This window comes from uncultured Sphingomonas sp. (assembly GCF_946477935.1).
In the GTDB taxonomy this organism is placed as follows: Bacteria; Pseudomonadota; Alphaproteobacteria; order Sphingomonadales; family Sphingomonadaceae; genus Sphingomonas.
Window position 1 is genome coordinate 18370 of sequence record NZ_CAMLAC010000018.1, and the last position, 14611, is coordinate 32980.

The window sequence follows — 14611 nt, forward strand, 5'->3', positions numbered from 1 at the left end:
CCTTGTGCAATGATGGTCGAGGCCGGGCGGCGCAGCGCCGTAGCCGTCACTGCCTGCCCGTTCGCGGTAACGGGATCGTCGATGAAGCTGTTCGCGACGTCTCTTCCTACAGGCTGTCGCAACTGCGGATTGGGTCGATTGCGAGCACGAGGCGCCGTTCACCCGTGGCGACGATCGGCGGCGACCGGTGCAGCACGGTCGGCGGATCGAGCAGCATCCGGCCCTTGAAGACCCCCACCGCGCCCGTCGGCACCTCACAGATCGCATCGGACGCAGCAGCGCGGCACCATTGCGTGCCCGGACCGGCATAGGTGCACAGCAGCCGCAGCGTGACGTAATCGGCATGGAAGCGGCGGCAAGCGTCAGTTTCCACCACCTCCACCCTGAGGCTCAGCCGATCATCGCCAGTCAGCGCGGCATGGCGCCGGATCAGCAAGCCGATATCCTCGGCGAGTGGCACGACAACGGCCCCAGGATAGCCGGCATCCCGCAACGTCGAGTCGAGCGGGGCATCGGCGTCGATGTCGACGGATACGTCGTCGATCGTATCGAGGTCGAGTGCCGCGAGCCGGAGCCGCAAGTCGTCGGGCAAGGATCGCCACCAGATCGCCAGCGCGACCTTCGGGCGGGCGATAGCTTCGAGCGAGGCAGGGGCGCGGCCGAACGCGACGACGTCCTCCAGCATGGCCACCGTCATTCGGCCGCCTCCAGCTGACGCTCGCCCCAGGCCGGGAACGGATCGCGCAAGCCCGTCCAGAGCGTCGGCGTGAAGGCGGCGGCGGGCACGAGGCACGCATCGAGCCGCCGCCGGATGCGGCCCTCGTCCATGCCGATGCCGATGAATACCAGTTCCTGTCGCCGATCGCCCCAGACCGGATCCCAGTGTTTCGCGACGAACGTCTCGAACCGACCGTCGTCGGGCCACTGGTTCTTCGGAATCGATGCCCACCAGCGGCCCATGCGTGCGGCTTCCGTCTGGCTGCCCGCCACCGCCAGTTCGCCGACCCAGCCCGGCCGCGTCGCTAGCCAGAAATGCCCCTTGGCACGCACCACATGGTCGAGGCCACCGTCGATCAGGAAGGCATGGAACCGCGCTGGATCGAACGGCGCGCGAGCGCGGTAGACGAAGCTCTCTATCCCATATTCCTCCGTCTCAGGCTGATGGTGCGCGTAGCCGTATAGCTCCTTGGCCCAGAGCGGGTGACGCGACGCCTTCTCCTCGTCGAACAGGCCAGTCGCAAGGACGAGATCGAGATCGACGTTGCCGTGATCGGCAGTCACGATCACCGCATCGGCATTCAGGCTGGCGACGAGCTTCTTGACCGTGGCCAGTTGCTCCGCGGACACCGACGAGGCCTTGTTGACGACGATCACGTCGGCGAACTCGATCTGCTCGACCAGCAGGCCGACCAGACTGCGCGTGTCGTCCTCGCCCAGCGTCTCGCCGCGATCGGCCAGGAAATCCTGGCTGGAATAGTCGGCGAGCAGGTTCAGCGCGTCGACCACCGTCACCATCGTGTCGAGCCGCGCGACATCGCCTAGCGACACGCCCGCTTCATCGCGGAACGAGAAGGTCGTGGCGACGGGCAGCGGCTCGGAAATGCCGGTGCTCTCGATCACCAGATAGTCGAACCGCCCCGCTTCAGCCAACGCGCGCACCTCCGCCAGCAGGTCATCCCTCAGCGTGCAGCAGATGCAGCCATTGGTCATCTCGACCAGCGCCTCCTCGCTCCGCGACAGCGCCGCCTCTCCGCCCCTGACGAGGTCGGCGTCGATGTTCACCTCCGACATGTCGTTGACGATCACCGCCACCCGCCGTCCCTCGCGGTTGGAAAGTATGTGGTTGAGCAAGGTCGTCTTGCCCGCACCGAGAAAACCGGACAGCACCGTAACGGGAAGGCGGCGGTCGGAGTGGGGAAGGCTTGCCATGACGTTCATCCCATGAGGTACGTTACAACATCACATAGATGGAAAACCGGACCGATGTCCAGCGAACTTCAAATGACAAGCGATCGTCGGCAGCGCTGGCTCGATGGCTTCGCGGTGACGGCATCGGTGCTGTGCCTGATCCACTGCCTGGTGCTGCCCGCCATACTGGTGGCGCTGCCGGTGCTGGCGACGATGCTGGCGGTGCCGGAGACCTTCCACGCGATCGCCTTTGCGCTGGCGCTGCCGACCAGCGTGCTGGCGATCGCGTCCGGCTATCGGCGCCATCGCCGACGGTGGCCGTTCATCCTGGCCGGGGCCGGCCTGACGTTGCTCGGCATCGGCGCGTTCGCGATCGATACGGAGACGGCGGAACGTGCGGTCAGCACCACGGGTGCCGTCCTGCTCGCGGTGGCCCATGTCGGCAACTGGCGCGCCTTGTCGCATCGAACTGGCACCCGACCGGCCTGCCCGACCGAGGACGAGGCATGAGCAGCGTGCTGGCTGGTGCGGGCGCGCGCATACCCGTGTCGGTGCTGACCGGCTTTCTCGGCAGCGGCAAGACGACCGTCCTCAACCATCTTGTCCGCTCGCCCGACATGGCGCGTGCGCTCGTCGTCATCAACGAGTTTGGCACGGTGGGGCTAGATCATGAGCTGATCGCACGCTCGAACGAGGATCTGGTGGTCGAGATGATTGGCGGATGCCTGTGCTGCACGATCCGCGGCGACCTGTCGCGGACGCTGCGCGACGCCCCGTGGCGCTTCGCGCGCGAGGGGCAATGCTGGTTCGATCGGGTGGTGATCGAGACCACCGGGCTGGCCGATCCCGCGCCGATCCTCCACACGCTGATGACCGATCCGCAGCTGGAGCCCCTCTACCGGCTGGATGCCGTCATCGCGACGGTGGACGCGGCGGCGGGCATGGCGACGCTCGATGCACAACCCGAGGCGGTGAAGCAGGCGGCCGTCGCCGACCGGCTGCTGCTGACCAAGACCGATCTCGCCGACCCCGCCGGGCAGAACGCGATCCGCGACAGGCTCGCCGCGCTCAATCCCGCCGCGCCCGTCATCGCGGTGACGGACGGGGCGGTCGATCCCGCGTTGCTGTTCGAGGTCGGGCTGTGGGATCCCGCCAGCAAGAGCGACGACGTTCGCCGCTGGCTGGCGGACGAGGCCTATGACGCCGGTCATCACCACCATGGCCATCATCACCATCATGACGCGAACCGGCACGACGACGGCATCCGCGCGACCTGCCTGACGTTCGACACGCCGCTGGAGCCGCTCGCCTTCGATCGCTGGCTTGGGCTGCTCACGATGTTCAAGGGCGCCGACCTGCTGCGCGTGAAGGGGATCGTGAACCTCGCCGGGCACGATGCGCCCGTGGTCGTGCACGGCGTGCAGCACGTCTTCCATCCGCCGATCGAGCTGGAGCGATGGCCATCTGACGACCGGCGCACGCGGATGGTGTTCATCACCCGCGACATCGATCCCGAGGAACTGCGCGGCACGCTGGCGCTGATGACGATGGGACTGAGCGGCGTCGGCCTTCAGGGCCTGATCGAGAGCGTGGCACAGGGGATGCCGGCATGATCCGCGCCGCCGTTCCCGCCCGGCGTAGCTGCGGGGAGATCGATGAACTGGTCCATGGCATCCTTGCTGCCGGAGGCAGGCCGCTCAGCGCCTATGACATCGCCGCACAGGCCAGCGAAAGGACCGCGCGCGTCGTTCCTGCACAGGTCTATCGCACGCTCGCACGGTTGATGCGGCAGCGCCGGGCGTTACGGATCGAGATGCTGGGTGCCTATGTTCCATGCCCGGCGTCAGCCGACCTGTGTCTCGTCTGCCTAGAATGCCACGGCGTGCAACTGATCGCGGATGAAGCGGTCCGATCGATCCGCGACCATGCGGCTGGACGACGGTTTCGCCTGACCGCCGCACCGGTGGAGGCCGGCGGCCTGTGCGACGCCTGCGCGCGCGTCAGGGACACGAACGATACCGGCAGGACCACGCGATGATCGGTCTCGTCCTGAGCCGCAGAACTGCCACGCTCGGCCTGACGGCCAGCGCTTTCGCCGGACTGGCTCGCCCAGGGCGCGCCGTCACGCGCGACTCCGGGGCGATCGGCTACGGGTCGTTGGTGCCGGATCCTGCCGGGCTGCTCGATCTGCCGCGGGGGTTCTCCTACCGTATTCTCTCCACCTTCGGAGACCGGATGGACGACGGGCTGGTCGTGCCCGATCATGCCGACGGCATGGGATGCATCCCGCTGCCGGGCGGACGCCATGCACTGATCCGCAACCACGAGCTTTCGCCGCAACACGGGCAGCGCGGTGCGTTCGCCGGCAATCACGGATCGGGCGCGGCGTTCGATCGTGACGGGAATGGCAACGCGCTGCCCGGCGGCACCACCACGCTCGTGATCGACGACGCGAGCGGCAGGGTCCTGTCCCAGCACCTCAGCCTGGCCGGCACGATCCGCAACTGCGCCGGCGGCACCACGCCATGGGGCAGCTGGCTGACTTGCGAGGAGGATACGACCCGCGCCGGGAACGGCGTGTCGCAGGATCATGGCTGGGTGTTCGAGGTGCCGGCCGCGGCACGCGGGCGCGTCGATCCGGTGCCGCTGCGCGCCATGGGCCGGTTCAACCACGAAGCGGCGGCGGTCGATCCGCGGACCGGCATCGTCTATCTGACCGAGGATCGCGACGACAGCCTGCTCTACCGCTTCCTGCCCGATCGCCCGGGTTCGCTCGCGGCGGGTGGCCGGCTTCAAGCCTTGGCAGCGCGCGACCCCGCGCGGCGCGACAGCCGCAACTGGACGGACACCGACCTGATGCCGGGTGAGTGGCTGCCGACCCGCTGGATCGACCTCGACGGCACCGACAGCCCCGGCGACGACCTGCGCGCGCGGGGCGCCGCGAAGGGCGCGGTCCGCTTCGCGCGCGGCGAAGGCATCCACATGGGCCGCGGCGAACTCTATTTCTGCTGCACGTCAGGCGGCGCGGCGAAGCTGGGGCAGATCATGCGCTATCGCCCCGCATCGTACGAGGGCCGCCGCGTGGAAGGCGGCATGGTGCAGATCTTCGTCGAGTCGACGGGCAAGCCGATGCTCGATTTCGGCGATAACCTGACGGTCGCGCCGAACGGCCATCTGGTGGTGTGCGAGGACCAGTATACCGAGACGGTCGCCAACCGGCTGATCGGCGTCACCCCGGCCGGCCAGACTTATGTCCTGGGGTTGCTGCGCTCGCAGACCGAGCTCGCGGGGGCGTGCTTCTCGCCCGACGGCAGGACCCTTTACGTCAACTGCTACAGCCCGACGCGGACCCTCGCGATCACCATGCCGACGGGCGCAGGCGCCTGACCGCTTTAGTCGATCAACCAGCAAAACCCGAAAAGGAGCGATGACATGTTTACCGAAGACATGGTGCACAAGGCGTTGCAGACATGGTGCGACAATGTGGTGGCGGTCGGCAAGGCCCATTCCGAGGGCGGCGATCCCCGCGCCGTTGCGACGCAGGTGCTCAGCGACAATTACGACTATGACCAGGGCAAGGTTCTGTTCAAGCCGACCCTGACCTTCGGTGCACGGACCTTCCGTCCGACGAAGGACGGGGCCCTTGCCTACTTTACCGGGGGAAACGACGACTTCCCCGATGATAAGGGCTTCAAACTCAAGCCGTGGGTAAAGGTATGGTATAACAAGGAGGACTTCATCCTGCATAGCGATCTCGCGATCGTGCAATGCAATGTCCACTTCATCGGACAGGACGACAGCCATATTTTCGTGAACAAGAGCTTCGTGTTCAAGGAGTGCGAAGACGGCAAGGTGCGTATCGTCCTGCACCAATCGTCATTGCCGTATCAGCCCTGATGAGCCTGCGCGGTTACGCTGTCAGTGATTGCGCCGACTTGCTGCCGCTGCCGCCAGGCACCTTCTGCCCCGTCAGATGCGGCGGGACAACATGGTGCCGGGCTGCGCATCGGACGTGCGTCAGATCACTGCCGCTCGATTGCGGCGCGGCGCTCACGCTTTCCGAATATGTTCGGCCGGACGCTCGTCCTGTTTGTCCGCCGCCCATCTACACGTCGTGACGGCATGCGGCGCTTGGCGGTGCTCGCGACATATAGAGGATTACACTAGGAAACGGCGGCGGAGTGTTAAGAATCGCAATTACCGTTTCACTTACGCTCTGCTAAAAACTGGCGGCAGGTCGTGCGGAGGAAAAGCGAAGCGTTTATGATTGGGTGTTTAGCGGCGCGTCGCCGGCTGGCATCTTTGCGTAAGACGAATGGCAGGTCCCGGAATTAGCGGCCGTTCACACGAGGCCCGTTGGAGGTCTTAATTTGGTCGAGAGCGGCCGCCCTTCCTTACTGCCGCGGCGACCCAGAAATGGTCACTCAGAGCGCCTAGGCCGGCTCCCAATTGCGGACGTCCATTCACCGGCGGTTAGTCGTCAGCCGAAACGGCTAGCCGGGTCGCGAGGCCTTTCGCTCCCGGAGCGTGATAGGATGGCGCAGCGCAGTCCAAAATGCCCACTTGCACCCAAAGCAACGGGGCGCGACGATGAGGCATGCTGTCTTTCCTGCCGCTTCTGCTCCTCCAGGCTGCCGTAACCCAGACGCCTCCGCTCACGCCAGCGACCAAACCGGCACCGGCCGTGTCGAAGTGGCCGGCACGAGATGCACAATTCACCGTCCCCGATTTCCGCTTCCGCTCGGGCGAGACCCTGCCGAAGTTAAGCATCAACTACACGACGCTAGGATCGCCTCACCGCAACGCCAAGGGTGAGATCGACAATGCCGTAATGGTCCTGCACGGCACCGGCGGCACGGGCCGCCAGTTCCTTGCCCCGCAGTTCGCGGACGAGCTTTACGGCTCTGGCCAGCCACTGGACATCAAGCGCTACTGGATCATCCTCCCCGACGGAATTGGCCACGGCAAATCGGCAAAGCCGTCGGATGGCCTGCACATGCGCTTTCCGCGCTACGATTATAACGACATGATCGAGGCGCAATACCGTCTGCTGCACGATGGGCTTGGCATTCGACGCATGCGCCTCATCATGGGAACGTCGATGGGCTGCATGCACACCTTGGTCTGGGGCGAGACGCACCCCGACTTTGCCCGCGCTCTGATGCCGCTGGCCTGTGAGCCAGTCGAGATCGCCGGCCTCAACCGTATGTGGCGCAAGCTTGTAATTGACGGGATCAAGACCGACCCGGCGTGGGCGGGTGGCGAATACCAAACTCCGCCTACGCAAGGGCTGCGCACTGCCGCCAGCCTGCTATTCGTTGCCGGTGCCGCACCCCTGTACTTTCAAGCACGATACCCTGGGCGTGAAGCTGCCGAGGCATTCGCACGCGAGCGGGTGGCCGCATCGATCAAGGGCACGGACGCGAATGACCTGATCTATCAGGTCGATGCGTCGCGTACCTACGATCCGTGGCCGCTACTGGAAGCGATCACCGCGCCAACCACATGGGTAAACTCAGCTGATGACTTCATCAATCCGCGCAACCTTGATTACCCGCAGCGCGCGGTTGCCCGCATGAGAGATGCCCGGTTTCGCCTTATCCCTGAGACGGCTGACACGCGCGGTCACGGTACGCACACCGCAGCCCGGTTCTGGAAGCAAGACTTAGTCGACCTGCTCCGACGCACTGAATAGGTTGGCGACACGACCCAATTGCCGTCATTCGAAGCGCTGTATCCACTTCCTAGTTCTGCGATTTTTCATGTCGGTCCCGACTGACGTAGAGGCCGATACTGACGTAAGGGGTTGAAAGGCCCCCAGCCAGTTTCAGGCCGACTGCCGGCCTTCATCAGATTTGTGCCAGGCCACCGTCGGTGAACAGCTCGCTGCCTGTCATGAAGCTGCTGTCCGATGATGCCAGGAAAGCGGCAGCGGCCGCCACTTCCGATGGGTCACCGACATGTCCGATCGGCGTCGTCGTGCCCATCTCGATCATGGCATCGCGCCCGACAACTTCGGCGGCAAGTTCCGTCAGCGTCGGGCCCGGCGACAGGACGTTGACGCGGATCCCCGTGCCCCGCAGATCCTGAGCCCAACTACGCGCGAGATTGCGGACCGCCGCTTTCGAGGCACTGTAGACGCTGAACGCTGGCGTCCCCATGACGCCGGTGGTCGAGCCGGTCAGGATGACCGAACCACCCTGCTCCATCAGCTTGATACCCTTCTGCACCGTGTAGATCGTGCCCTTCACATTCACGTCGAGCGTGGCGTCAACATGGTCAGGCGTGATCTCGGACAAGGGTGACAGCGCGCCGGTGCCCGCATTGGCGAACAGGATGTCGAGCCTGCCGTGCGCCTTGTCCACCGTATCGAAAAGCCGGTCCAGGTCGGCGGCGTCGGTAACCGATCCTGCGACCGCTCGCGCATTAGCGCCAAGCGTCCCCACCGCAGCTTCAAGCTTATCCGCCCTGCGTCCGAACAGATATACGAACGCCCCTTCCGCGATGAACCGCTTCGCCGAAGCCAAGCCGATACCCGTGCCACCCCCGGTGATGACAGCAATCTTACCTTCCAGTCTGTTCATACGTGCCTCCGTTCGTGGGTTGCACGCAACTGGCCACCTCCCTACCAAAGAACAAGTATGCACCTTTTGGTAAGTATGAAGAATGTCTGACATGCTCCCAGCTGACGATCTCGTCGAACGCCCCATCGTCCCGGCCTTCACCTGCGGCCTCGACGCCACGCTCAAGGTCATCTCGGGCAAATGGAAACCCCTGATCCTGTATTTCCTGCTGCGTGGACCGACCCGTTATGGAGAACTGAAGCGCGCCATTCGTGACGTCAGCGACAAGGTGCTGATCCAGCAACTGAAGGAACTCGAGGCGGACGGCGTACTGCACCGGAACGATTACAAGGAAGTCCCGCCGCGGGTCGATTACACCCTGACCCAACTCGGACAGAGCCTCGCCCAAGCGCTGGAGCCGCTATGCCAGTGGGGCACCGAGAACATGGCGGAAATGCAGAAACTCTTTGCTGATCGCGATAGCTGGGGACGTGGGCGTGGTTGACTGCCAACCTACCGGTTCAGAATTTGTGTACGTCTGCCGGGCCGTGCCGGGTAAGCCGCCCTATATTCGGCTAATTTTGTTAGTCTTTTGGACGCCCGAGACTGCCAATCGTTCAGCTTAACGCAGCGCTGTGGCATGAAATGGCATTATGCCTGCAGGGATATCAACGTGGCGACCGGTGTTGCTCCTTGATGCGTCATCGATTTCTCTCCGCCCTCGCCTGCTCGGCCATGCTCTCGACCACCGCCGGTGCGCAAACCGAGCCGCTGGGTGCCGATCTGAAGCGGTTCAATTACCCGGCTCCCGTGCACTGGTTCGAGGCGAAGTCACAGGGTCATCCGGTTCGCATGGCCTTTCTCGACCGGCCGGCGACCGCCACGCCGAACGGCACGACGATCGTTCTGCTCCACGGCAAGAACTTCTGCGCCGCGACCTGGGGCGACACCGCGCGCGGGCTGGCGGCGACGGGCTACCGCGTCATCGTGCCGGATCAGATCGGCTTCTGCAAATCGTCCAAGCCGGACGGCTATCAGTACAGCTTCCACGCTATGGCCGCGTTGACGGCGGCGCTGCTCGACCGGGCCGGGGCCGGCAAGGTTGTCCTGGTCGGCCATTCGACCGGCGGCATTCTGGCCACCCGCTTCGCGCTCTTGTACCCTGAGCGGGTCGCGAAGCTGGTGCTGGTCAACCCGCTCGGCCTCCACGACACGCTGAGCGAGGGCGTGCCCTATACCGACCTCGGCAGGCTGCGCGCGGAAGAGGCGAAGACCGATACCGCGTCGATCAAGGCTTATCAGCTTCGTAACTATTATCACGGGGTTTGGCATCCGGCCTATGATCGTTGGGTCGCCATGCTGGCCGGGCAATATGCCAGCCCCGACGGCGACACGGTGCGCGACGCACAGGCCCGCCTGTCAGATATGATCCAGACCCAGCCCGTTGCCGCCGAACTGCCGCGCCTTGCGGTCCCGACCACGCTCATCATCGGCCAGCGCGACCTGACCGCCTTTCGCGCCAATAGCGCGCCGGAGGATCGACGCGGGCGCATCCGCACGGTGCCGCAGGCCGCCGACGAGGCCGTCAAGCGCATTTCCGGCGCGCGCCTGATCCGCCTGGACGATCTCGGCCACTCGCCGCAGGTCGAGGCGCCCGCCGAGTTCCTGCAAACGCTTCGGTCTGCGATCACGCGGTGAAGCGATTTGCCTGCGCGTTGGCGCTCCTCCTCGCCAGCGGGTGCGATGCCACGCCTGCGCCACGGCAAGCGGCTATAGCCCGCCCGGGCGAGACGCGGGGCCTGGACAGCGCCATCCTCGCCGACACCGTTGCGCAAGCCCGCCGTCTTCCCCGGCTCCGCTCGCTGCTGATCCTGCGTGACGGGCAGGTACTGGCGGAGCAACGGTTCAACGGCGGGCCGCCGCTCAACCGGCCGGTCAATATCAAGTCCGCGTCCAAGTCGGTCCTGTCCGCGCTGGTCGGCATCGCGATCGCGAAAGGCGTGCTGACCGGCGTCGACCAGCCCGTGCTCTCAGTGCTCGGCAGCGATGCGCCGCCCAATCCCGACCCGCGTCTTACCCGGCTGACCGTCGAGGATCTGCTGACGATGCGCGCCGGACTGGAGCGGACGTCCGGCGAGAATTACGGGCGCTGGGTGTCCAGCCGCAACTGGGTCCGCTTCGCCCTTGCACATCCGTTCGTCGACGAGCCGGGCGATGCGATGCTCTATTCGACCGGCAACACGCATCTGCTGTCGGCGATGCTGACGCGGGCATCGGGGCGCGACACCCATGCCCTGATGCGCAACTGGCTGGCGGAGCCGCTCGGCATCACCATCCCGCCATGGTCGCGCGATCCGCAGGGCATCTATTTCGGCGGCAACGACATGATGATGTCACCGCGCAGCCTGGCGCGGTTCGGCGAACTCTATCGCCTGGGCGGGGTGATCGACGGGCGGCGGATCGTCCCCGTCCGCTGGATCGAGGAAAGCTGGACCCCGCGCACCGTGTCACCGTGGAGCGGTGGTCAATATGGCTATGGCTGGTTCGTCGGCACCAGCCGCGGCCATCCTCTGCGCTTCGCCTGGGGCTATGGCGGGCAGATGCTGTTCATCATGCCGGACCTGAAGCTGACGGTCGTCATGACCTCCGACCCCGGGGGCGCGCGAGACAATGGTCATATCCCGGCGCTCCACACGCTCCTTGATGACGGGATTGTGCCCGCCACTGAGCGGGCTAGTGGGCCGTAATGGTCCCGGTGGTGAAGATGCCAGAGATCGAGGGGGCAATGCCGTGGTGTCGCAGAGGCGAGATCAATTCTGAGGATCGCGCCCAGGTTTGCTGACCCATCGGTGGACATTCATGCCGCCTCCCCCGCTTCCCGACTCCGGACGTTCGTTCAACAAAGCAGCGCAGCGGCTGACACCTCGCTCAACGGCCGGGTAGACGGCAAAAAAGCGGAATAGCTGCTCTGTTGAGGCTCATGGCAACACCTTCGGAAACGAGACGCGAAGGGCAGCTTTCGGCATTCAACCGTCATATAGCTGTAATCCGCATCCGTAGATTTCGTGCTTTCGACGACACTACGATCCCCCTCGACTGATTGGAACTGAGCCAGTGAGGGCCGTGTCCTGGCCGTGCAATTTGTTCAGGATCGCCGGCCTGGGCACGCTGACGGCCAACCAGATCATCGCGGTGATGCCCGAGCTGGGATTGCTCGACAACAAGCAGGCCGCCTCGCTGGCCGGCCTCGCACCCGTCGCGCGCCAGTCCGAGCAGTGGAAAGGCAAGAGCTTCATCCGTGGCGGCAGGGGCAATGTTCGTCAGGCCCTCTATGTGCCAGCCCTCGTCGCCGCACGCTTCAATCCCGAACTCAAGGCCAAGTACCAGCAGCTCATCGCAACCGGAAAACTTGCAAAAATCGCCATCACTGCCGTCATGCGAAAGCTCATCGTCACCGCAAATGCCATGCTCAAAGCAGACCGCCTCTGGACGCCAACACTCGCTTGACCATCACGGATACTCTAACTGGCATGTGCCGCAGGGCACTGTCGCAAGATGAACATGGCAGGGCAGGCCTCATTCCGAAACGGCGTCATAACCCTTGGTTTTGGCCACCTATGATCAGGGGTCGAGTGGATCGAGCGGATCGATCCGTAGAGAGGCAGCATCGGGACGGAAGGTGATCGTGTTCGGAGACGGGCGCGACCCGATCCGGCCGGATTGGTAACCCAGCTCGCGCTGATTGCGCGCCGTGAACGCGGGGCTGGCGATCGCGTCGATATGCCCAATGTTGCTGACGACGAGTGCGTCGCGATCGAGTGGTGCACGCAGAGCGATCAGCCGGCGGGTGGCGTTGCGCAGGTTGGTGGTCGTGTGCCGGGCATAGGGTTCGATGATGACCGCGTCGGCGGGAATGCCGAACCGCTGGATCAACGCGCGGCGCATCTCGATCGCCTCGACATGCGGCGTGTCGCGGGGGTGGACTGCGCTGCCGCTGACGATGATGAACGGCGCCAGCCCTTGCGCGAACAGCTCGGCGGCCATGCGGACATTCGCCTTGCCGCGTGCACTGAGCGCGGTGGTGGAGTCCTCTGGCCCGACGCCCAGCGCGATGATCGCGGTGTAGGGGAAGCGCGGCCAGTCCAGCCGCCGTGCCCTGGCCACTGCGCCGGCGTTGTAGCGTTGGTCGAGCGGCTCGAACGCGATTGCGGCGTTCTTGTCATTGGCGTCCAGCAAAGCGAGCGCCAGCGACAGGCTGGGGTCGCCTGCAACCGCCGGATCGCTTGCCTGCGCGGTGGCGAGCAGAACCGCATCGGCGACCACCGCGGCAAAGGCCGGGGTGCCGAACCCCTCGTCGGAACCGTCTACCAGCGGATAGCGAGGCAGCTTGCCAACGCCATAGATGCGCAGCACCTCATTCAGTCCATCGATCTCGCGGCGGACGTCGGCCGCCCTGGCACCGGCGTTGCGGGCGAGGGCATCCCGTTCCTCGTCACGCCAGATCGCCGCCTCGACCACGCAGGGTGCGGTACCGGCGCAGGCGTCAATCCGGCGCTGACGCACCGGATCGATCGGCAGATGCCCGCCCAGCGATGGGAACAGCCGTGCGGCCATCGCTGCCAGTTGCGCGTCGCGGACCGGCGCGGCAGCGGCTGGGATTGGGGCTACGGCGATCAACGCCGCGACCAATACCGCTGCCGCGCCGCGGCTCACCATGACTTGCTGACGATGAAGCGCACGCTGCGGCCGAAGATCGGGCGGCCATAGATCGCATCGCGCGAGGTCTGCCCGTCCAGCTGGTCGGTGCGCGGATTGCCCTCGGTCAGTCCCTTGTTGTTGAAGATGTTGTCGCCCACCACCTGGAACTGGAAGCCGCCATGCGTCAGCGTCGCGCCCAGCCCGAAGATGTTGTACGACGGCAGCCGCGTGTTGTTGAACAGGTCGACATAGCGGCGCCCGACATATTCGTACCGGCCGTACAGCTCGAACTGGTCGCCCCCTAAGTCGAACGACAGCGTGGGGCGGACATTGCCGAAGACCTTGGGTTCGCGGATGATCTGCTTGCCGTTCACCGCCGACGGATCGGCGCCCGCGCTGTTTTCCAGATTCTTGTATTGCGGGTCCTGATAGGTGAACGATCCCGACACGAAGAACCAGCGCGCCGGCGCCAGCGTGCCGTCGACCTCCACGCCCTTGACCTCGGCCTCGCCGATGAACGGCACCGCCTGGTCGTTTCGCCCCGTCGCCGGGTTGAACGCCACGAACGAGGCGTTGAACGGATCGAACTTGGTGTAGAAGCCCGTCAGGTACAGGTAGTTGCGGCCGAACGACGCCTTCAGCCCGGCCTCATACTGGTCGGCCTGCGTCTTCACCAGCACGGGGTTGATATTGTAATAGCTGCTCGACTGCGGCGGCACCTCCAGATGCGATGCGCGCAGATAGCCGCCGAAATGGTCGCTGACGTCGTAATTGGCGCCGATCGTCCAGTTGGTCGCGGTCGGGCTGTCGCGGCGCGACTGCCGCCCCCCGTCGAACCCGCGCACCGTGTTGTCGGCCAGCGTCGCCGGATCGCCGAGATTCACCGAGGTCGAGGTCAGGCCATAGCCGTCGATATGATACCATTCATGCCGGATGCCGCCATCCAGCCGCAGCCCGGGCACGATCTCCCAGGTGTCGTTTGCGTAGAGCGCATAGACGGTGGAATCGACCTCGCCCTGGTTGAGCGTCGTGCCGTAGCGCAGCACGCCCCGGTCGGTGACGGAGCCGAGCACCGCGCCGCTCGCCGAATAGGCGAACAGGTCCAGCGTCCGCGGCTGGCCGCGCACCTCCATCAGGTAATCCTGATAGACCGCCTTGTTGGTCAGGCCATAGGCAGAGGCATAGCCGCCCAGCCGCAGGTCGTGCGTGCCGATGCCCGTGTCGAACTTGCGCGTCACGCTGACATCGCCCTGCCCCGAATAGAAGCTGGAGCCGACGCCGCGATACTGGCCCTGCACGACCAGCCCGGACGCGCTGTAGGGGTCATAGGCCGTCGCGCCGTTGGTACCCGCGATCGCATAGCCCAGCCGCGCGACCGGGTTGGCGGCGCTGCCGAACGCGGCATCGGCCGCGCTGCGGAACCCTGCGGCGAACGCATTGGC

General features: G+C 65.3%; 15 protein-coding genes. 10 read left to right on the plus strand and 5 right to left on the minus strand.

The window, feature by feature from the left end; all coding sequences use genetic code 11:
• Positions 1-106 precede the first annotated feature (106 nt).
• Both Q0U08_RS03720 and Q0U08_RS03725 read right to left on the minus strand, forming a co-directional pair.
• Positions 107-697 (minus strand): DUF1826 domain-containing protein, encoded by a 591-nt coding sequence (locus Q0U08_RS03720; protein ID WP_298089804.1) that lies wholly within the window; start codon positions 695-697, stop codon positions 107-109.
• Positions 694-1929, minus strand: a complete 1236-nt coding sequence (locus tag Q0U08_RS03725) for a GTP-binding protein (RefSeq protein ID WP_298089806.1) — start codon at positions 1927-1929, stop codon at positions 694-696. Before Q0U08_RS03725 ends, Q0U08_RS03720 begins: the two co-directional genes overlap by 4 nt.
• Positions 1930-2001: 72 nt before the next feature.
• Between Q0U08_RS03725 and Q0U08_RS03730 the strand changes: the two genes are divergently transcribed.
• The 6 genes from Q0U08_RS03730 to Q0U08_RS03755 all read left to right on the plus strand — a co-directional run bounded on the left by Q0U08_RS03730 (position 2002) and on the right by Q0U08_RS03755 (position 7603).
• A complete protein-coding gene (locus Q0U08_RS03730) occupies positions 2002-2418 on the plus strand; it encodes a MerC domain-containing protein (protein ID WP_298089808.1) in 417 nt (138 codons plus the stop codon).
• Entirely contained in the window at positions 2415-3521 is a 1107-nt protein-coding gene (locus Q0U08_RS03735; protein WP_298089809.1) for a GTP-binding protein, read from the plus strand. Before Q0U08_RS03730 ends, Q0U08_RS03735 begins: the two co-directional genes overlap by 4 nt.
• Complete coding sequence (locus tag Q0U08_RS03740) at positions 3518-3946, plus strand: transcriptional repressor (RefSeq protein ID WP_298089811.1); 429 nt, start codon at positions 3518-3520, stop codon at positions 3944-3946. The genes Q0U08_RS03735 and Q0U08_RS03740 overlap by 4 nt, the downstream gene beginning before the upstream one ends.
• Complete coding sequence (locus Q0U08_RS03745) at positions 3943-5295, plus strand: alkaline phosphatase PhoX (protein WP_298089812.1); 1353 nt, start codon at positions 3943-3945, stop codon at positions 5293-5295. The genes Q0U08_RS03740 and Q0U08_RS03745 overlap by 4 nt, the downstream gene beginning before the upstream one ends.
• Before the next feature lie 45 nt (positions 5296-5340).
• Positions 5341-5805, plus strand: coding sequence for a hypothetical protein (locus tag Q0U08_RS03750; RefSeq protein ID WP_298089814.1), 465 nt, complete (start codon positions 5341-5343; stop codon positions 5803-5805).
• A gap of 700 nt (positions 5806-6505) precedes the next feature.
• Complete coding sequence (locus Q0U08_RS03755; protein WP_298089815.1) at positions 6506-7603, plus strand: alpha/beta fold hydrolase; 1098 nt, start codon at positions 6506-6508, stop codon at positions 7601-7603.
• Between the two features lie 154 nt (positions 7604-7757).
• Here Q0U08_RS03755 and Q0U08_RS03760 read toward each other — a convergent pair whose 3' ends face one another.
• Positions 7758-8492: an SDR family NAD(P)-dependent oxidoreductase gene (locus Q0U08_RS03760; RefSeq protein WP_298089817.1), complete on the minus strand. Its 735-nt coding sequence runs from the start codon at positions 8490-8492 to the stop codon at positions 7758-7760.
• A 91-nt stretch (positions 8493-8583) separates the two neighbouring features.
• Here Q0U08_RS03760 and Q0U08_RS03765 point away from each other — a divergent pair, with 91 nt between their 5' ends.
• The 4 genes from Q0U08_RS03765 (at position 8584) to Q0U08_RS03780 (ending at position 11978) form a co-directional block, all read left to right on the plus strand.
• On the plus strand, positions 8584-8976 hold the full coding sequence (locus Q0U08_RS03765; RefSeq protein WP_298089827.1) for a helix-turn-helix domain-containing protein: 393 nt from the start codon (positions 8584-8586) through the stop codon (positions 8974-8976).
• Positions 8977-9167: 191 nt separating this feature from the next.
• Positions 9168-10169, plus strand: a complete 1002-nt coding sequence (locus Q0U08_RS03770) for an alpha/beta hydrolase (protein WP_298089818.1) — start codon at positions 9168-9170, stop codon at positions 10167-10169.
• Complete coding sequence (locus Q0U08_RS03775; protein WP_298089819.1) at positions 10166-11218, plus strand: serine hydrolase; 1053 nt, start codon at positions 10166-10168, stop codon at positions 11216-11218. The genes Q0U08_RS03770 and Q0U08_RS03775 overlap by 4 nt, the downstream gene beginning before the upstream one ends.
• Positions 11219-11612: 394 nt before the next feature.
• Positions 11613-11978 (plus strand): transposase, encoded by a 366-nt coding sequence (locus tag Q0U08_RS03780; RefSeq protein WP_298089820.1) that lies wholly within the window; start codon positions 11613-11615, stop codon positions 11976-11978.
• Positions 11979-12092: 114 nt separating this feature from the next.
• Here Q0U08_RS03780 and Q0U08_RS03785 read toward each other — a convergent pair whose 3' ends face one another.
• The gene (locus Q0U08_RS03785) at positions 12093-13187 is read right to left on the minus strand and encodes a YdcF family protein (protein ID WP_298089821.1); all 1095 of its coding nucleotides are present in this window, start codon (positions 13185-13187) and stop codon (positions 12093-12095) included.
• Positions 13181-14611: TonB-dependent receptor (locus Q0U08_RS03790; RefSeq protein WP_298089823.1), on the minus strand; the 1431-nt coding region annotated here is incomplete at its 5' end. The genes Q0U08_RS03785 and Q0U08_RS03790, both read right to left, overlap by 7 nt.